This is a genomic window from Enterobacter cloacae complex sp. ECC445 (assembly GCF_021892025.1).
Taxonomy (GTDB): domain Bacteria; phylum Pseudomonadota; class Gammaproteobacteria; order Enterobacterales; family Enterobacteriaceae; genus Enterobacter; species Enterobacter chengduensis.
This window is the reverse complement of record NZ_JAKLRZ010000040.1, coordinates 27,430-47,003: the sequence shown is the minus strand read 5'-3', so window position 1 is coordinate 47,003 and position 19,574 is coordinate 27,430. Positions and strand designations below refer to the sequence as shown.

At 58.2% G+C, this 19,574-nt stretch carries 14 protein-coding genes; 4 read left to right on the top strand and 10 right to left on the bottom strand.

Annotated features, from left to right (window positions below):
- Positions 1-133: 133 nt before the first annotated feature.
- The 10 genes from fhuB to hrpB all read right to left on the bottom strand — a co-directional run bounded on the left by fhuB (position 134) and on the right by hrpB (position 16,660).
- On the bottom strand, positions 134-2,116 hold the full coding sequence (gene fhuB, locus L6R44_RS22950; protein WP_237425520.1) for a Fe(3+)-hydroxamate ABC transporter permease FhuB: 1,983 nt from the start codon (positions 2,114-2,116) through the stop codon (positions 134-136).
- A complete protein-coding gene (gene fhuD, locus L6R44_RS22945; protein WP_237425519.1) occupies positions 2,113-3,000 on the bottom strand; it encodes a Fe(3+)-hydroxamate ABC transporter substrate-binding protein FhuD in 888 nt (295 codons plus the stop codon). The genes fhuB and fhuD overlap by 4 nt, the downstream gene beginning before the upstream one ends.
- The gene (fhuC, locus tag L6R44_RS22940) at positions 3,000-3,797 is read right to left on the bottom strand and encodes a Fe3+-hydroxamate ABC transporter ATP-binding protein FhuC (protein ID WP_032644120.1); all 798 of its coding nucleotides are present in this window, start codon (positions 3,795-3,797) and stop codon (positions 3,000-3,002) included. The genes fhuD and fhuC overlap by 1 nt, the downstream gene beginning before the upstream one ends.
- Positions 3,798-3,847: 50 nt before the next feature.
- Positions 3,848-6,103 carry a ferrichrome porin FhuA gene (gene fhuA / locus L6R44_RS22935; RefSeq protein ID WP_237425518.1) on the bottom strand — a complete coding sequence of 752 codons (2,256 nt, stop codon included), beginning with the start codon at positions 6,101-6,103 and terminating at the stop codon, positions 3,848-3,850.
- Positions 6,104-6,308: 205 nt separating this feature from the next.
- Positions 6,309-7,295 carry a fimbrial protein gene (locus L6R44_RS22930; protein WP_237425521.1) on the bottom strand — a complete coding sequence of 329 codons (987 nt, stop codon included), beginning with the start codon at positions 7,293-7,295 and terminating at the stop codon, positions 6,309-6,311.
- Positions 7,296-7,318: 23 nt separating this feature from the next.
- Positions 7,319-9,796, bottom strand: coding sequence for a fimbria/pilus outer membrane usher protein (locus tag L6R44_RS22925; RefSeq protein WP_237425517.1), 2,478 nt, complete (start codon positions 9,794-9,796; stop codon positions 7,319-7,321).
- Between the two features lie 20 nt (positions 9,797-9,816).
- Positions 9,817-10,530 (bottom strand): fimbrial biogenesis chaperone, encoded by a 714-nt coding sequence (locus tag L6R44_RS22920; RefSeq protein WP_032644117.1) that lies wholly within the window; start codon positions 10,528-10,530, stop codon positions 9,817-9,819.
- A gap of 42 nt (positions 10,531-10,572) precedes the next feature.
- Complete coding sequence (locus tag L6R44_RS22915) at positions 10,573-11,181, bottom strand: fimbrial protein (RefSeq protein ID WP_442876519.1); 609 nt, start codon at positions 11,179-11,181, stop codon at positions 10,573-10,575.
- A gap of 308 nt (positions 11,182-11,489) precedes the next feature.
- Positions 11,490-14,012 carry a bifunctional glycosyl transferase/transpeptidase gene (gene mrcB, locus L6R44_RS22910; protein ID WP_237425515.1) on the bottom strand — a complete coding sequence of 841 codons (2,523 nt, stop codon included), beginning with the start codon at positions 14,010-14,012 and terminating at the stop codon, positions 11,490-11,492.
- Between the two features lie 218 nt (positions 14,013-14,230).
- Positions 14,231-16,660 carry an ATP-dependent helicase HrpB gene (gene hrpB / locus L6R44_RS22905; protein ID WP_237425514.1) on the bottom strand — a complete coding sequence of 810 codons (2,430 nt, stop codon included), beginning with the start codon at positions 16,658-16,660 and terminating at the stop codon, positions 14,231-14,233.
- 73 nt (positions 16,661-16,733) lie between these two features.
- Here hrpB and thpR point away from each other — a divergent pair, with 73 nt between their 5' ends.
- From thpR to gluQRS, 4 genes are all read left to right on the top strand, one after another.
- Positions 16,734-17,288, top strand: a complete 555-nt coding sequence (gene thpR, locus L6R44_RS22900) for an RNA 2',3'-cyclic phosphodiesterase (protein ID WP_237425513.1) — start codon at positions 16,734-16,736, stop codon at positions 17,286-17,288.
- The gene (sfsA, locus tag L6R44_RS22895; protein WP_237425512.1) at positions 17,278-17,982 is read left to right on the top strand and encodes a DNA/RNA nuclease SfsA; all 705 of its coding nucleotides are present in this window, start codon (positions 17,278-17,280) and stop codon (positions 17,980-17,982) included. Before thpR ends, sfsA begins: the two co-directional genes overlap by 11 nt.
- A gap of 176 nt (positions 17,983-18,158) precedes the next feature.
- Positions 18,159-18,614, top strand: a complete 456-nt coding sequence (dksA, locus tag L6R44_RS22890) for an RNA polymerase-binding protein DksA (protein ID WP_001155232.1) — start codon at positions 18,159-18,161, stop codon at positions 18,612-18,614.
- 58 nt (positions 18,615-18,672) lie between these two features.
- Complete coding sequence (gluQRS, locus tag L6R44_RS22885) at positions 18,673-19,563, top strand: tRNA glutamyl-Q(34) synthetase GluQRS (protein ID WP_237425511.1); 891 nt, start codon at positions 18,673-18,675, stop codon at positions 19,561-19,563.
- Positions 19,564-19,574 lie beyond the last annotated feature (11 nt).

Sequence of the window (19,574 nt, the reverse complement as noted above, 5' to 3'; positions counted from 1 at the left end):
ACCATGGGTAAAGGATGTTAAAAAGTGTTCACCATGTCCCCGAACACCTGTCTACCATGTCCCCGGACCGTACACCCACAGGGAGAGGGAGCAAACCCTAAAACGGCAATCTAAGGATTGCCGTTTACTTTTATTACCGGCTCTGCTTTCTCAACAGATAAATAAAATACGGCGCGCCGATAAAGGTCGACAGCAGCCCCGCCGGGATCTGGTACGGGAACAGCACCATTCTTCCGCACCAGTCCGCCAGCACCAGCATTACCCCGCCCGTCAGGGCCGACATCACGATATGCGGCATCGTCCGGCGGAATCCCATCATTCTGGCAATGTGCGGTGCCATTAATCCGACGAAACTCAGCGGGCCAATGGTCATGGTTGCCGTCGCCGTCAGGCACGCAGCGAGCAGCAGCAGCGCGACGCGGGCTGGCGTCAGCGCCATCCCCACCGCGCGCGCGGTTTCCCCGCCGAGCGGCAGAATGGTCATCCAGCGGCGGCACAGCGGCACCATCGCCAGCAGCACGAGCATCACGCTTCCGGACCAGAGCACCTGGCTGCCGGTGGCGTTGTACGTCGAGCCGGAAATCCAGGTCAGGATCTTCGCCATACGCGGATCGCCGCTGGCCTGCAGCATCATCAGAAGCATGGTAAAGGCGGTGCTGAGCGCCATCCCGGCCAGCAGCATGCGGTGTGGCGAAAACCCGCCGCGACCGGCGGCTATCAGGATAATCATCAGCGTGACTGCCGCACCGATACTCCCGGCAGGCATCAGCCAGCCAAACGCGTTACCCGGCACGAAGAACAGCATTAGCACCACGCCAAAGGCGGCGCCGGAGCTGATCCCCAGCACTTCAGGGCTCGCCATCGGGTTGCCGGTCAGACGCTGAATAATACAGCCCGCCACCGCCAGCATCACCCCCGCGATCAGCGCAGCGAAGATGCGCGGCCAGCGCCACTGCAGCAGTTCATTGAGCAAATCTCCCGTGGCCCAGTGCCAGCCGGTTGCATCGCGCCCGAAAGCGAGCGCCGCAAAGGAAGCCAGCAACAGCACGGCCAGGCCCGCAAGGCTAAACCACAGCACGGACTGGCGCTCGGCGTAAACCTTATCGCCCGCATCCATCGCGGGCGCGCTGATGCTGCGCAGACGCGGCAGCAGCCACAGCAGCAGCGGCGCACCGATTAGCGCCGTCACCGAGCCCGTAGAAACTTCCATCCAGACGCGGGCCAGCCAGAGAATAATTTGATCGGAAAGCCAGAGGATCAGCGCCCCGATCAGCGGAGCCAGCATCAGACGCGCCAGAAGGCGACGCGCCCCGAGCATTTTCGCCAGCAGCGGCGCAAACAGCCCGATAAAGCCGATAATCCCCACCGCATTCACCAGCAGCGCGCTGAGCACAATCGCCAGCGCCAGCGCCGCCAGGCGCGCCAGTGATAACGCCAGGCCCAGGTTACGCGCCACGCCATCATCCAGCCCCATCAGCGTTAACGGACGCAGCAGCAGCAGCGTCAGCAGCGCGCCGCCAACCAGCTGCGGCCACAGGCGCTCAACAACGCTCCAGTCGGTCTGAGTAAGGGTGCCGGTACTCCACAGGAACATGCTTTGCAGCTGGTCGTGATGGAACAGCACCAGCAGCTGGTTGATCGCCCCGCAATAGAGGCTGACCACCAGCCCGGCCAGGATCAGCGTAACCGGCGAAAGACGTTTTCCCCAGGCCACGCCAAAGACCAGTGCCCCCACGACACACGCCCCCGCGAGGGCCGCAAACTGCGAGGTTAACGCGCCGGGCAATGCCCACAGCGTCGTGACGGTGATCCCAAGCTGCGCCCCGGTCGCGACGCCAAGCGTGGTCGGCTCCGCCAGCGGGTTGCGTAAAACCTGCTGGAACAGCACGCCCACCAGCCCTAAACCGGCCCCGACCAAAAGGGAGATTGCCAGACGCGGCAGCAGGCTGTAGTGGAACAGCATCTGCTGAATATTGTCGATGTCCGGCGAGGCCAGCGCGACGCCCCACTGCGCGCGCGGTAACGCCGTCGAGAGATTGAACCCGGTGAGCACCAGCGCGGCCAGCAAAAGCGCGGACAGCAGCAGCAGCGGGAAACGGGCAACACGCTGGCTCATGCTTTGCCTCCCAGCGCGTTATCCAGCACGCGGGCAAAATGCATGGCCGACAGCGTCGCGCCGTAAAACCACACTGCGGGCGCGCGCTGGAAGCGCCCCTCGCGCACGAACGGCATCGCCTGCCAGAGCGGCGTCGCCATCAGGGCCTGCATGTCGCGTTCGTTGCCGTGGTCGAAGCACAGCACGTCCACATCGCGAAACGCCGCCAGACGATCGATCCCCACGGCGGTACTGCCCCAGAAGGTCATCTCCCCTTCCCAGGCGTTGCGAATGCCGAAGCTGTCCAGCACCTCCTGGAACAGGCAGTTTTTACCGAAGACCAGCACATGGCGGGCATCCAGCAGCGTTACCATCAGCAGCGGGCGATCGCCCCGGTGCGCAAAGCGCGGCTTAAGCGAGTCAATCAAAGCGTCAAATTCGTCGAGATGCTTTCTGGCCTCCCCCTCGCGGTTGAGGAAATGCGCCATCTCGTTTATGGATTTTTTCGCCACGGTCAGCGGTTTTTTACCGTCGCTAAAGGAAAAACCGCGCCCCGGCGCAATGCGCGCCATGATCTCTTCTGACGGGCCATAGCCCGCAGACCAGAACAGGAACGAGGGTTTCATCTGGGTAAGCAGCTCAAGGTTTGGCTCCGTACGCAGGCCGATATCGATCACCGAGTCCGGCAGCTTCGGCTCGTTCACCCAGAGGTTATAGTTGGGAATATCCGCCACGCCGTAGGGCGTCACGCCGAGCGCCATCATCAGCTCGACCGGCAGCCACTCCAGGGCCACGATGCGGTGTGGATCGACGGCGGCACGCGCCGTATTCATTTTTAACAGCAGCGGTGAGAGGGCCATCGCCGTCAGCAGGCGACGGCGGCTAATGCGCATGTTGTCCAGCATCAGTAGACGAAGCTCACCGGTGCAGCCCCGGCAGGGTGAGGCAGAATACCCATCGGAATACCGTAAATATGTTCCAGCGTATCGCTGCGCATCAGCTCTGACGGCGTGCCCTGGGCAATCATCTCACCCCCGCGCAGCGCCACAAGATAATCGCAGTAGCGCGCCGCCATGTTGATATCGTGCAGGACCGCAATGACCGTCAGGCCGCGCTGCTGGCTTAAGCGATGTACCAGCGCCAGCACGTCGACCTGATGGGCAATATCCAGCGCAGAGGTGGGTTCATCCAGCAGCAGGCAGCGGCTATCCTGCGCCACCAGCATCGCAATCCACGCCCGCTGACGCTCGCCGCCGGACAGGCTATCCACCAGACGGTGCGCCAGCGGCTTGAGCCCCACCAGCGCAATCGCCTCTTCCACTTTCTCCCGGTCGGCCACGCCAAAGCGTCCCAGCGCCCCGTGCCACGGATAGCGCCCAATCGCCACCAGCTCGCGTACCGTCATCCCTTCCGCCTGCGGCAGCTGCTGCGGCAGATAGGCCACTTTGCGCGCAAAGGCCTTGCTGCTCCAGCTCTCCAGCGGCTGGTCATCCAGCAGGATATCCCCTTCAGACGGCGGCTGATGGCGCCCCAGCATCTTGAGCAGCGTGGATTTACCGGAGCCGTTGTGGCCAATCAGGCCCGTCACTTTACCGGCCGGGAACGTCAGAGAGAGCGGATGCAGCAGCGTGCGTCCGGGTACGCGAAAGGAGAGATGATTGAGCGTGAAGGTGGTGTCGGATTGCGTTTGATTATCCTGCATATCAGCCAACTTAAATAAAAAGGGCACGGCGAACCGTGCCCAAAGAGCGGTTAGAAGCGGAAGGTCGCAGTGGCGACAACCTGACGTTCAGCACCCCAGAAGCAGCCGTAGGTGTTGAAGCAGCTGGCAACGTACTCGCGATCGAACAGGTTGTTCACGTGCAGCGCCACGTTCGAGCCTGCCATGCCCACGCGCGCCAGATCGTATCTGACCAGCGCATCAACCACGGTGTAGCTGCCTACCGTGAAGGTGTTCGCCGGATCGCCTTTGCTGGAGCCGGTGTAGCGAACGCCGGTACCCAGCGTCAGGCCGGACAGTGGGCCATCAAACATCGTGTAATCACCCCATACGGATGCCATGTGTTTCGGCACCTGGGCAGGCGTGTTGCCTTTGTAGTTCGTATCGGTGGTGTATTCCGCATCGGTATAGGTATAGGAACCGACGACGTTCACGCTCGCCGACAGCGCCGCTTTCGCTTCCAGCTCAACGCCACGCGCGCGGATTTCACCGCCTTCGACGGAGAAGAAGGATCCCGCAGGGTCCGCCATCAGGTTATTGGTTTTGGTTAGCTGGTATACCGCACCGGTGACAACAATCGGACGGTCGTTCGGCACGTATTTCACGCCCGCTTCGTACTGCTTGCCTTTAGACGGTGCAAAGACGTTGCCGTTCGCTCCGGTCTGAGAAGCCGGTTCAAACGACTCGCTGTAGCTGAAGTAAGGGGTGACACCGTTATCAAACAGGTAGTTAACGCCGCCACGCCAGGTGAACTGAGTGTCATTACGCTCAGAGGTGGTATTCAACACGCGGTTGTAAGACTCCTGATTGGCCCAGTCATAACGACCGCCCAGCGTCACCAGGACTTTATCCCACTCGATCTGATCCTGGGCATAAATACCGGTCTGCTTTTGCTTGTTCAGCACCTGATAGGCGCCTGACGGTCCAGGATGTGAACCGAAATCGAAGTCGCTACGATCGAGGTTGTAGATATCAGAGGGAGGAACGGAGCCGGCATAGCCAAACCACGAATCAATGTCATTGCGCATGCGCATGAAATCAACGCCCGTCAGCAGAGTATGATCGACAGAACCCGTCGCGAACTTGCTTTGCAGCTGCGTATCAACAGTAAAGTTTTCCAGCTTCTCGTTATCAATTACATACTGACGAGTCAGCGTATGTCCCCACTGCGACTGAGGAACGCTCGCGCAAGGGCTGGATGCCGGATTACTCGAGTAAAGCGGATCGGAACACATGCCGTAGCCGTAAACGCTGTTTTGCGAGGTTTTATTCTGCGCATAGCGCAGGTTCTGACGCACGGTAAAGGTATCGTTGAATTCGTGGTCGAAGCTGTATCCCACCATTTTCTGGTTACGGGAATAGGTGTTGTTCTTCGCACCTTCGTTGAAGTTCGTCGGCAGACGATCGCCGTTTGGCAGCGGATCGACCGTTCCCTCTTTTGGCAGCCAGCCGTAGTAGCCCGTTTCAGGCTCGTTCTGGAAGTAAGAGAGGAACGTGAAGGTCGTTTTGTCATCCGGACGCCAGGAGAACGATGGCGCGATAGCATAACGCTGCTCGCCTTTCCCCTCCTGCTGCGAATTGTTCGAACGCGCAACGCCCGTCAGACGGTATGAGTAAACGCCGTCATCGTCAATTGCATCGCTGAAGTCAAAGCCGGTCTGGAACAGGCTGTCGGTGCCCATCTTGAACTGAATTTCTTTCAGCGGTTCGGTGGTTGGGCGCTTGCTTACCATATTCAGCAAACCGCCGGGGCTGCTTTTGCCGTACAGAACGGAAACCGGACCGCGCATGATTTCGGCGCGCTCCAGCATGTAGGGATCAATCACCGCGTCGTTATAGAAGTTGCCCTGCATCTTCATGCCGTCGAGGTAATTGTTCTGGCTCTGACCGTCGGCCGCAAAGCCGCGAATCACCAGATAGTCATAGGTATTCGACGCACCGCGCGTGCCGACCGCTACGCCCGGCGTATAGCTCAGGGCCTCTTTCACCGAGCGAGGCTGGTGCAGCGCCATCTCTTCGGCCGTGACCACAGAAATAGACTGCGGCACCTTCTGGATTGGCGTGTCTGTTTTCGTGCCGGTAGCAGACTGTCTTGCCGCAATCGTCGCAGCAGGTCCCCACGCACTTTCCTGTGCTGCTGGTGCGGCCGTTACCGTAATGGTTTCTTCTTTTTTCGGGGTTTCGGCAGCATGTGCATACGCCGACATGCCGGCAACCGCTGTGGCGACGACGATCGCGATTTTATGCCGCGACGTGTTAATGGGCTGAGCAGTATTGGAAAGCGCCATGTTGAATCTCTGATGTGAAAGTGAATGATAACGTAAACGAGAATTATTATTATGAGCGCAAGAATAATAGGCGAAACGCCGGTTGCATAGCAAGCAATAAGCGGCCCTACCAGAATTAAGGGATTAAGAATTAACCAGATGAAAACAGGGGGTTAATGATGTTAGCGAAAGGATCGCCAAAACCCGCCGCAGCGGGTGGGTAGCATTAGCGATAAAACAGCTCGAACGTGGCGACAGCTTCGACTTTTCCGGGTCTGATTGGCCCCATTTTGACATAGCGCGCCTTAAGGGGGATCTCCACCGGCGCGTTGTCCTCCGTGGTGGTTAACGCGGTATAGGTCTGGTCGAACTGCAGCACATTGTTATTGTTGTCGAGAAGTTGAATGCCTAATCCCTGGGCGGCGGCATCGCCGGAGGCAATGTCCAGAATATTGTCGTTAATCAGCCCCGTCGATCGCGAACTGACAAACTGATAATCCACCTTCGTCCCCGCCCTGCAGTCGTTTATTGCAATTTTAAAGCTGCTGTCAGTCAGTATGTCGGAGTAGTCTCCAACAAAATCCTGCGAGTTGATCGTTTTGAGCGGGACATAAATGTTACGGTCAACCAGGTTACAGGTGTTGGTTACGATATGAACGCTGGTGGGCGAAAAACGCATCTCGCCAATCACGGCCCCGCCTAGCGTATCCTGCGCGGTCAGGCGCGAGGTATCCACATCCCCTTCCTGAACTTTACCGATCACCACCAGCTGGGCGGCGGCGCGAAAGGTAACCTTAGCGTCAGAATAGCCATGAATGGAACCGTAATATTGCCAGGGGCGCACAAAATCATCCTCAGTGTAGACGGGGAGCCGCTCGGTCGAGGCAGCCGCGCGGATACCAATACCCGGCAGGTTGGTTTTATAAACCCCGGGCAAAACGTCCTCGCGGGCGTCGGCGTCCGTCAGGGTTAAATAGCCGCGTCGGATCTTCTCGTCTGCGCCACCGCAGTGTACCGTGATGAGGTCGCTTTCGACGTTGTTGTCATAGATGATGGTGCCGACAGGCGTATCGGGGTCGAGAATAATGGTCTGAGGAATTTGAAAGGTCACGACGCCGCCCTCCCCGCCGCTGAAGGAACATTCGGCAAAAGCCGGATGGATCAACAAGGCGGATGCCAGCACGACGACTGAGATAAAGCTTCTAACCAGCATATTCACGCGCATTTACTCCTGCTTCAGCGGCAATTGACCGCGGTGTTAATAATTCCCTCGGCTTTGCCATCCGGCAAATCGATGTCCCCATGGCACTGTTCGTCGTGCGCCTCTCCCCACTGTGCGCTGAACGAGGTATGTCCTTTGAGCCCGGAGAGGTAGACTTCGCCCTCATCACCGACAATCGCGGTGGTGTTATCGAGCGCCACGATGGCGCCAAACGGCACCGGTTTCCCCTGGTGGCGCAGGGCGACCAGCGCGCGACGCCCAACGCGGGCGTCAAAGGTCGCCAGTATCGCCGCCCCTTTTGTCGGCACGAGATCTAACGTTGCCGCGTCAATATCAATATCGCTGCGATCCTGCGTGTTGACCGTGAGGGTATTGTGTCGGTACGCCGTCAGCGACGGCACGATCGCATTGCCAAAGGCATCGGTATAAATGCCACGCCCGTTCTGAACGTTGACGTTATCTCCGTCGTCGATGTGGACAATCGCAAAGGCGTCCCGCACGGGCTGCCCCAGCGTAATGCCCTGTCCGTGGGCCACGATGGCCCCCTGCGCGCTGTAGTTCCACTGCCGGTTATCCCCACCATAGCTGTACCCCATGCCAACTTCGCCGGACGAGCCGCGGTAGCGTCCTGATACGCTCGCACCATAGCCCGTATCCTTGTTGGCGTAGGTCTGCTGCAGGTTATAGCTCAGCTTGTTATCCTCAAGCGCGGTACCGCCGATCCCCACCTGGTGGGAGGCAAACCCGTCGCCTGCGGTATTAACGCTGTAGTTAGCCCATGCGTTAGAGAGCCAGCGCGATAGTGGGATGTTGACGTTCAGCGCCAGTTGCCGATCGGTATCGGCATCTGGCGTGCGGGTCAGGTTATAGCTTATCGACCAGGTAATATCCCGCCAGCTGGAGCTCAGCCCGGCGCTGACGCTGCGCTCGTGACCGTCCATATCCCAGTAGTCCTGCTGATAGCCGTTAAGATACGCCGAGCCCCAGTCAGAAAGCTGCTGGGAAAGGTTTACCTGCATGCGGCTTCGGCGGTTGTTGGTTCTGCGATAGGTATAAATACCGTCATCAATCTCGCTGTCGCGCTGATCGATGGCCTCCTGGAAGGTATAAAACCCGGACGTGGAATAGCGGTAGCTGGCAAGCGTAACGGTGGTATCCGTATCGGGAATATCTTTCGAATATTGTGCTCGCCATGAAAGTCCGTTTGCGTCGTCACGCCCGTCGTCAAAGGCGGTTCGGGCGGAGGTGAGATCCACCGAGGCTGAGCCCAGACGGCCCAAATCCGCGCCAACGCCCAGCAGCAGCGCATGATACAACGACGCCCCCTGCGCACCGGTGTAGGCCGTTACGCCGTACGGCAGGCCATAAATGGCCGTGCCCTGCACGAAGGCAGGCTCCTCCTCCCCTTCATTACCGCGATAACGTCCGGCCGCCAGCGAATACTTAAACCCGCCCTCGCGCTGGAGCACCGGCACCGAGGCGCTGGCCTGTATAAAGCTGTGTTCCGTGCCATCCGCCTCTTCAACGGTCACCTCCAGATCCGAGCCGGAGGCAACCTGGCTTAAGTCACGGATCTCAAACGGCCCCGGTGAGACGTTGGTTTGATAAAGGATGTAGCCGTTTTGCTTAATGGTGACTTTTGCATCGCTGTTGGCAATTCCCCGCACGACGGGCGCAAACCCCTGCTGGCTGACCGGCAGCATCGCCGTATCCGTCTCCAGCGTCATGCCGGTCATCTGCACGCTGTCGAACAGCTCGCTGTTGGTGTACGTCTGGCCCAGCTCAAGCTGGCTTTTGAGCGTTTTGATATCGCGCTGAAGGGTGGTGGCGATGGCTTCCCAGCTCGAGGCATCACTCCAGGTGCTGTTGTTACGCAGCCGCCACGCGCCGAAATTAAGACCCGACGTCAGGCCAAGCCAGGTGGATGAGGTTTGGCCGGTGCTGTAGTGCTGCTGAGAACCGCTGAGTTGATAGCTTGTCCACGCCACCGGGGCGCCGTCATCCCAGAATTTCGGGTTAATCGCGCCCGCAGCCGCGCGGCTACGATAAACCTGCGGAATGACCAGCGTCAGAGTCTGGTTATCCTGATTGTAATCGTAGCGAGCATGTTCAATAAAATGGGAGATATCCCGGATGCAGGTCGTGTCGTCGAGATCTTTAAGATCCGGAACGGCGTCGACGTTCACGCCGTATTCACGCAGGTCCGCTTTGGTCAGCTCCGGCAGAAGACGCTGCTTATCGTCAGAAAGCACATAGTTGACGACGCGTTTGTCCACGACGTCCCGATCCCACACGATGGTGGTGAGATAGCTTCCTGCCAGCAAGCCGTTATCGTTAATGAAGTTTTTGAGCGTAGCGGTATTTTCTAGCGGGGTATCCAGCTCGAGGATCCGCAGGTTGAATTCGTCATCGGCCCACGCAGGCGGGATCGCGGCGAACAGCACGAGCACAATCCCGGACAATACCTGCTTATGGTGAGAGGACGATGACATAGCATTCCAACACGATCTCGTTAAAGGGCCTGCTTGCGCTGAGGAGTTTGCGCCCCGAAATCATTGATTGCCGTCCAGGTCACCGCACCCGCCGCCCCTTTCGGCAACGCAAAACGCTGCTCGCTAAACGGCGCGACCATCATCGAGATGGCCCCCGGCGTGGCTTCCGTCTCTTCCACCGGTACGCTTTTCCCGCCCACGGCCAGGTCGCCAAAGGAGATGTAATACGGTGTCGGGTTTTTGGCGATAAGCGTGTCGCCCTGGCGACGGAACGTCATTTTTTCATCCGCAACCAGCGCATCGGCCTCTTTTAGCTGAGACGGGCGCCAAAAAAGCTTCAGCCGCGTTTTCATCGCGAACTGCAGGGTGTTTTTCTCTTTCAGCTCCGGGGACAGCGCGGAGACCGATTTCACGTTTGCCAGGAACAGCGATTCGCGGTCTGACGGCAGGCTTTTTTTATCGCCGGTGAAAATAATGTGTAAAAGGGTTTGACGATTCTCCTGCAGCTTATAAACAGGAGGCGTAATAACGAAGGGCGCTTTGGCATTATTGACGTAGCTGACCCAGCTTTGCACCAGATAACGCGTATGCGGATCTTTATTTTTAAGGGCTATTTGTACTTCAGATTTATTTGAAGGATAAATAATACGCGTTCCGCCAAGAACCACGCTGGCCTGCGCTGACAGGCAAGAAATAACTAAACAACCACATAACAATTTAAATAAAGTCTTCATACTGCGTTCCAAATGGCAGCCGTGAAGGCTGCCTGTCATAATTTAGCGATACACAACCTCGAACGTTGCCGAAGAGGAATAATGGCCAGCGGTAGGTGCCGTATCGCCTATCTGAATCACCTTCGCGGTATAGTTAAAGACCGACGCGGTGGCTCCTGTCTCATCGTTTGCCACATCGGTGCCCGCAGCGGGCACGGAGCCGTCAAACACCACGTCGCCTTTCGAGCCGTTTTCATTGCTGACGATAATGCCAACGTTGCTGGCATTGCCCGCGCCGCTGAGATCGTTTTTGAGCCGTTTTTTCCCGGCGTCCGTCGTCGTACCGCTGAACTTGAGGTTTAGCTTGGCAACCAGCGGGTCGCATTTTTTCACTTCGATCTTAAACGCTTTGGTGGTGCCCACCGCGCCGTCAGAGCCAAAGTCGGAAGGATAGGTATCGGCGAACGTCACGGTTGATGATGTCGTGCCGGAGCCGTCGACATTGATTTCACAGGTGTCAGCCACCACTTTTCCGGCAAAATTCACCGTGCCTGAATCGCTCGAGGCTAATGCTGGCAGAGACAGCGCAGCCAAAATGCTTCCAGCCAAAAATGAAGAAATAACAGACTTGTTCATATTCATATCCTTATATATTTCGATGCAGTCATCCATTCCCGCCACTGTACAGTGCGTCAGAATGTTATTTAATCTTTTATATCACTCACGCCAGGCGATTTAGCCAGCGACATTTGAGGAAAACCAATAATTCCTTAAGAACATTACATCAGATTATTCTTGCGAGTGTCCAGACCGTATACAAACCAACCAAAAGCAAACTTTCACAAGAGCATGTTTTAAATAAGAAATAACAAACCTTAGCAATTCTTAATTATGGATTTATCTTTATTAAAGAATTACAAATTGTGAATCATAAAAAAAGGCCGCTTTATAATAAAGCGGCCTTTTATTCAGCGAACTAATTAGTTACCGCCAAACATATCCTTAATCCAGCCGGCTACGCCATCGCTGTCCTTCTTCTCGTTCTGCTGCGGCTGCTGTTGCTGCGGCTGCTGAGGCTGAGAAGACTGGTCGAACGGGTTACCCGCTGGCTGTTCTGGCTGGCTTTGCTGGCACAGCGAGTCCGGATTGGTCGTCCAGACCGGCAGGGTGCGCATCCCGCCGCCGCAGACAAAGTTACCGGAACCATCAACGCCCATATCCACGATATCTTCCGGCGCGACAAGGTTCAGCGGTACCGGGGACTGATTGGCCAGATAGCGCTGGTAAATCGACATCGCCCCGCTCGCCCCGTACAGTTTGGTCGGCTGGTTGTTGTCGCGGCCTACCCAGGTGATCACCACTTCGCGGCCATCAATACCGGCAAACCAGGTATCGACGTTGTTGTTGGTGGTCCCGGTTTTTCCCGCCAGATGCAGGCCCGGATACTTCGCCCCCAGCTGACGCCCGGTACCGCGCTGCACAACCTGCTGCATCGTCCACAGCGTCATATAGGCGGCCTGAGCCGGAACGGCGCGCTCCGCCTGCGGGAAGCTCTGATAAAGCACGGAGCCATCTTCGGCAATCACCGAACGCAGGGCCGACAGCGGCGCACGGTTACCGCCGCTGGCAATGGTCTGGAATGCCTGGGCGACTTCAATTGGCGTCAGGTTAAGAGCACCGAGGATCATTGCCGGCACAGGGTGCAGCTGATCTTTCGATACGCCCAGCTTCTGCCAGGTGTCGACAATCGCAGGCAGGCCCAGCGACATGCCCAGGTTCACCGTTGGCACGTTCATGGAGCGAGTCAACGCATCCACCAGCATGACCTGGCCGCTGAACTGTTTATCATCGTTCTGCGGGGACCAGACCTGGCCGTTAGGCTGGCGCAGGGAGATCGGCGCATCCGCAATCCAGGTATTCAGACGATACAGATTCGGCTGACTCAGGGCGGTGAGGTAGGTCGCCGGTTTTGCCAGAGAACCAATCGAACGGCGCGCCTGCATGGCGCGGTTGTAGCCTGCAAACTGCGGCTCGGCGCCGCCCACCATCGCGCGCACTTCGCCGGTGTTTCGGTCAACCACCACCATCGCGGTTTCCAGATCGGAGAGCTTGCGCTGCTTCTTCAGGGCCGGAATACCTTCCACCGCCGCTTTTTCCGCCGCGTCCTGGGCGACCGAGTCAAAGGTGGTGAAGATCTTCACGCCGGAGAGATCTTTGACCTTATCACCCAGCTTGCTTTGCAGCTCCTGACGCACCAGCTGCATAAACGCAGGCTGAGGCGAGATCACCCCACCGCGCGGCTGAACGCCAAGCGGACGCGCGCTCAGCATGTCGTACAGCTCCTGGTCAATCACCTGCTGTTGTTGCAGCAGACGCAGCACCAGGTTACGACGCTCCAGCGCCAGCTTCGGGTTACGCCACGGATTATAGATGGACGCCCCTTTCACCATGCCCACCAGCAGCGCCTGCTGGTCCAGGCTCAGCTCTTCCACCGGGCGGCCAAAGTAGTACAGGCTGGCCAGCGGGAAGCCGCGGATTTCGTTATCGCCGCTCTGACCGAGGTACACCTCGTTCATGTACAGCTCAAGAATACGATCCTTGCTGTAGCGCGCGTCCATCAGCACGGCCATGTACGCTTCGTTGGCTTTACGCCAGTAAGAGCGTTCGCTGGAGAGGAACAGGTTCTTCACCAGCTGCTGGGTCAGCGTGCTCGCCCCCTGCACGGTACGACCCGCGGTCAGGTTCGCCAGTACGGCACGGCCGATAGAGTAAAGGCTGATGCCGTCGTGCTCGTAGAAATGACGGTCCTCGGTTGCCAGCAGGGTGTCCACCAGCAGATCCGGGAAGCCGTTACGCGCCACGAACAGACGCTGCTCGCCGTTTGCCGACGAAAGCATGGTGATCAGACGCGGATCGAGACGGAAGAAACCGAACTGACGGTTGTTATCCATGTTCTCGATGGTGTCCAGACGATCGCCGTCAAAGGTCAGACGCGCGCGCACCTGGCCTTCTTTGCTGTCCGGGAAATCAAACGGACGGCGGATCATCTCGATGCTTTTCGCCTGCACGGTAAATTCGCCGGGCCGCGTCATTTTTGACACCTGGCGATACTGGGTGGCTTCCAGCAGCTTCACCATTTCGTTCTTCGTGATGGACATATCTGGCTCAAGGTTCACCATGCGGCCATACACGGCCGCAGGTAGCTGCCAGACTTTACCGTCGATACGGCTGCGGATCTTCTGATCCAGGTACACGCCGTAAATTGCCATCAGCACAACAAAAACAATAAACAGCTTCAGCAGCAGCCAGAACCAGCCGCGTTTGCCCCGAGGCTTGCGCCCTTTGCCTTTTCCTTTACGCGGCATCGGTTCTTCATCCTCATCATCGTCTTCATAGTCATCGTCATAGTCCTCATCTCTGAGGCGACGACGGCTTACTTTTTCTTTCGCCGGACGCGTGGGTTTTCCCTTACGTCCTATTGGCTCGCGGTCATTCCCCGCCATGCTTTTTCTCCGCAACGTTCAGGCGCAAAGGCCCGATTCTCATTTCTTCCACTGACCAGTGAAAGAAGAAATCTCTCAAAACAAAAGCAAAACGGTAACGATAGTTGCCGTTTTTAGTGTTTTCTCCCTCTCCCTGTGGGAGAGGGCCGGGGTGAGGGCAACAGGCCGCACATAACAGGCCGCACATAACAGGCCGCACTCCCCTTTTTTCACCTAACTTACGAATACTTCTTCGTTCGCCGCGTCGGCGCCGTATTCGCCGGATCGTCCGGCCACACGTGTTTGGGGTATCGCCCCTTCATCTCTTTCTGCACTTCACGGTAGCTGCCCGCCCAGAACGCACCCAAATCCCGGGTGATTTGTAGCGGGCGATGCGCTGGCGACAGCAGCTCAAGCACTAGCGGCACGCGCCCGTCAGCAACGGACGGCGTGGTGGCCTCACCAAACATCTCCTGCATCCGAACGGCCAGCGCCGGCGGATTATCCTCATGATAACGGATGGCAATCCGGCTTCCGGTCGGCACAGTGTAATGCCCCGGCAGTTCACTATCCAGACGTTGACGTAATGACCAGTCCAGTAAATTCTGTAACGCGGTCTTAACATCAATCGCCTTAAGGGCGCGCAGGGAGTGCACGCCGCTCATTTGCGGCAGTAGCCAGCGCTCAAGCGTAGCCAGCAGCGTCTCATCATCTACCGCGGGCCAATCGTTTTCCGGTAACCACTTCGCGGCGCAGCGCAGACGAATGCGGTACTGCTCCGCTTCCGGCGTCCAGTTCAGGACGCTCAGCCCTTTTTCCCGGATACCGTTGAGCATCGCCTGGTGTAACTCCTCTTCCGACGGCTTCGCCAGCGGCGTCGTCCCGAGCGTCAACTTACCAATCTGGCTACGGCGAAACGCCTTCAGCGTGCCCTGGGCATCATCCCACTCAACGATGTCCGATTGCTTAAGCAGCTGCGGACAGGCTCGCGCCAGGGCGTCTATCTCTATCGCTACCGCCTGCAGGATGCGCGCATCCGGGGAGTGACTCCCCTGGAGCAGGAGCGGTGCAATCAGCCATTCGTGACGCGTCAGCGCATCATCGCTGTCCAGCATCGCCCCCATGCCGTTCGCCAGCTGGTAGCGACCGTCCAGCCCGCGCCGACGGGCAATCCTGTCCGGGAAGGCCTGCGCCAGCAGGAAGGCGATCTTATCGCTGTCGGGCGCGCCTCCCCGGCTGTTCAGTCGTTTACACAGCTGCTGCGCCCGCTGCTGCCAGTTCCCCTGATTGCGTGAAAAGGCCTGCCCCAGATCGCTGCTGCCCCCGCGCGGCGGCTCCTCAAGGATAGCCGCCAGTTTGGCCGCCGTGGCAATTTCATCGTCCCCCCGCGCGGCTACCAGCATCGCGGCCAGACGCGGATCGTTGCCCAGCGCCGCCATTTTCTGGCCGCGCGCCGTCAGACGTTCGCCTTCCAGCGCGCCAAGCTCCGTTAACAGATTGCGCGCGGCGGCAAGGTTCACCACTGGAGGGGCATCAAGCCAGGTGAGCTGCTCGGGGTTCGGACAGCCCCACTGCAGCAGATCCATCACCAGGCCTGACAGATCGCTTTGTAAAATTTCCGGCGTGCTTTGCTGCGCAGCGCGCTCGGCCTGCTCGGCGCTGGTCAAATGCAGGCAGATACCCGGCTCAAGACGCCCCGCACGGCCCGCGCGCTGCACCATCGACGCCTGGCTGATGCGCTGCGTCAGGAGTTTCGTCAGCCCGGTACGCGGGTCAAAACTTGCCACCCGCTCCTGCGCGCTATCCACCACCAGGCGAATACCTTCAATGGTCAGGCTGGTTTCAGCAATGTTGGTGGCCAGCACCACCTTGCGCTGCCCCGCCGGGGCAGGAAGAATGGCTTTACGCTGCTCCTGAAGCGACAGCGCGCCGTAGAGCGGGCAAAGCAGCACATCGCCATCTACGCGGGAAGAAAGCTGTTCCTGCACGCGCTGGATTTCACCGACGCCCGGCAAAAACAGCAGCAGGGAACCGGCTTCCTGACGCAGCAGCTCGGCGGCGGCAATGGCGACCGCCTCGTCAAAGCGCTGATGCGAGGGAAGCGGTTGAAAGCGGCGCTCAACCGGAAAGGCCCGCCCTTCCGAGCTGATGACCGGCGCATCGGGCAGCGTCTGCCGTAGCCGCGCGTTGTCCAGCGTGGCCGACATAATAAGCAGCCGAAGATCGTCGCGCAGCCCCTGCTGAACGTCCAGCAGCAGCGCGAGGGCCAGATCCGCCTGCAGGCTGCGCTCGTGGAACTCATCCAGGATCACCAGCCCGACGCCGGTCAGCTCCGGATCGTTTTGCAGCATGCGGGTGAGAATCCCCTCGGTGACCACCTCAAGCCGCGTGGTCGCTCCAACGCAGGTCTCGGCGCGCATCCTGTAACCTACGGTTTCGCCCGGCTTTTCATTCAGCAGTTCCGCCAGACGCTGCGCCACGTTGCGCGCGGCCAGCCTGCGCGGCTCCAGCAGGATAATTTTCCCGCTGATGTTTGCGTCTTTCAGGATCTGCAGCGGCAGCCAGGTGGACTTGCCCGCGCCCGTCGGGGCATTCAGCAAAACCTGCGGGGCATGGCGTAAGGCAGCGAGAAGCTCGGGAAGAATGACGGCGACCGGCAATGAGGACACTAACAGCTCCAGAGGGTTAACATTAGTCGGCGTACATTGTAGCATCGGCGCATATCATTACCGAGTCCTCCGTATGCCTGAGTCGAAACGGCTGTTTTTTGCCATTGAATTGCCCACCACGATACAGCGTCAGATTGTTCGCTGGCGCGCCGATCGCTTCCCGCCGGAGGCAGGCCGCCCCGTAGCGGCGGCCAACCTGCACCTGACGCTGGCCTTTTTGGGCGACGTCAGCGCCGAAAAACAGCGGGCGCTAGCCGCCATGGCCGGGCGGATTTCTCAGCCGCCGTTTACGCTTCATCTCGACGACGCGGGACAGTGGCTGCGTTCGCGCGTGGTCTGGCTGGGCACGCGCCAGCCGCCGCGCGGTTTGTTACAGCTGGCAAATATGCTGCGCGCGCAGGCGGCCCGCAGCGGCTGTTATCAGAGCCCGCAGCCGTTTCATCCGCATATCACGCTGCTGCGCGATGCCGGTCAGGCCGTTGCCCTCCCGGCCCCCGGCTTTCACTGGGCCTTCCCGGTCAATGAATTCGCGCTTTACGAATCCGTCTTTGCTCAAGGACGCACACGCTACACGCCGCTGCAGCGCTGGACGCTGGGCGACACCGAAAGGAATTCTGATGAAGTTTAGTCCTCCCCTGCAGCACGCTACGCTTGTCCAACGCTACAAACGCTTCCTCGCCGACGTGGTGACACCTGAGGGGGAAACGCTCACTCTGCACTGCCCCAATACCGGAGCCATGACCGGTTGCGCCACGCCGGGTGACACGGTCTGGTATTCCACATCAGAAAATACTAAACGTAAATATGCCCATACCTGGGAAATGACTGAAACCCAAAATGGGGCATTTATTTGCGTTAACACCCTGCGCGCAAATCAGCTGGTTAAGGAAGCGCTGACCCATGGCACAATTCCCGAACTGGTCGGTTATGGCACGCATAAAAGCGAAGTGAAATATGGCGATGAAGGCAGCAGAATTGACTTCATGTTACAGGCGGAAGACAGGCCGGAGTGCTATATTGAAGTGAAATCAGTGACGTTAGCAGAACAGGAAAACGGCTACTTCCCGGATGCGGTGACGCTACGTGGTCAGAAGCACCTGCGAGAGCTAATGAGTGTTGCGGCGGCGGGCAAACGCGCCGTATTGCTGTTTGCGGTATTGCATTCAGCCATTGAACGTTTCTCCCCTGCCCGCCATATCGATCCTAAATACGCGCAATTGTTGAATGAGGCACAAAAGCAGGGGGTAGAGGTTTTCGCTTATAAAGCGGAACTTTCTGCCGATAATATGACTCTGAGATCCTCTCTTCCCATTGTCTTATAAGGGATTAGACGATTGACGATTAAGTGTTCTGGCCGCGTGCGCAAATACGCTTTTCCTCACAGGCTTGTCAAGTGTTACGTTTAGATAATTGCCATCCGGAAAAGCATCTGCTATTTATAGCGACCTGATTTTTCCCCCAACACGGGGATCGATAGTGCGTGTTAAGGAGAAGCAACATGCAAGAAGGGCAAAACCGTAAAACATCGTCCCTGAGTATTCTCGCCATCGCTGGGGTGGAGCCGTATCAAGAGAAGCCGGGCGAAGAGTATATGAACGAAGCCCAGCTGTCGCACTTCAAGCGTATTCTTGAAGCATGGCGTAATCAACTCAGGGATGAAGTCGATCGCACCGTTACTCATATGCAGGATGAAGCTGCTAACTTCCCGGATCCGGTAGACCGTGCCGCTCAGGAAGAAGAGTTCAGCCTCGAACTGCGTAACCGTGACCGCGAGCGCAAACTGATCAAAAAGATCGAGAAAACGCTGAAAAAAGTCGAAGACGAAGATTTTGGCTACTGCGAATCCTGCGGTGTTGAAATTGGCATTCGTCGCCTGGAAGCGCGTCCAACCGCCGATCTGTGCATCGACTGTAAAACGCTGGCCGAAATCCGCGAAAAACAGATGGCCGGTTAATACCAGCGCTGTTTACCCACTCAAAGGCGGGAGTCTCTCCCGCCTTGTTACTGTTGATATGTCTGAATCACACTATATTGGGCGCTTCGCGCCATCTCCTTCCGGTGAATTACACTTCGGCTCATTAATTGCCGCGCTCGGCAGCTACCTGCAGGCTCGCGCCCGTCGGGGAAAATGGCTCGTCCGCATTGAAGATATTGACCCTCCGCGTGAAGTTCCCGGTGCAGCAGAGACCATACTGCGTCAGCTGGAACATTACGGTCTTCACTGGGATGACGAGGTTCTGTGGCAGTCAAAACGCCACGAAGCGTATCGGGAACGTCTGGCCTGGCTCGCTGAGCAGGGGCTTTCCTATAACTGCACCTGCACCCGCGCGCGTATCCAGAGCGTGGGGGGCGTCTATGACGGCCACTGCCGCACGCTTAACCACCCTCCGGAAAACGCCGCCGTGCGTATTAAGCAGCGCTCCCCGGTGACGCGCTTTAACGATTTACTCTCCGGCGAGATCCATGCCGATGAACGTCTCGCGGGTGAGGATTTTATTATTCACCGTCGTGATGGCCTGTTCGCCTACAACCTTGCCGTGGTAGTGGACGATCGTTTTCAGGGCGTGACGGAAATTGTGCGCGGGGCGGATCTGGTCGAGCCGACCGTGCGGCAAATCTCGCTGTATCACCAGTTTGGCTGGACGGCGCCGGACTATATTCATCTGCCGCTGGCGGTCAATGCGCAGGGCTTAAAATTGTCAAAGCAGAACCACGCCCCGGCCCTGCCGGACGGCGATCCGCGTCCTGTTTTGATCGACGCGCTGCGATTTCTCAACCAGAATGTAACCAACGAATGGCAGGATCTGCATATTGACGAACTGCTGAAAATGGCCGTTGCCAACTGGACGCTCGCGGCGGTGCCAAAAATCCAGCATTCTCAAATGCGTTGCGCTGAGCTATGATTAGCCGCTTT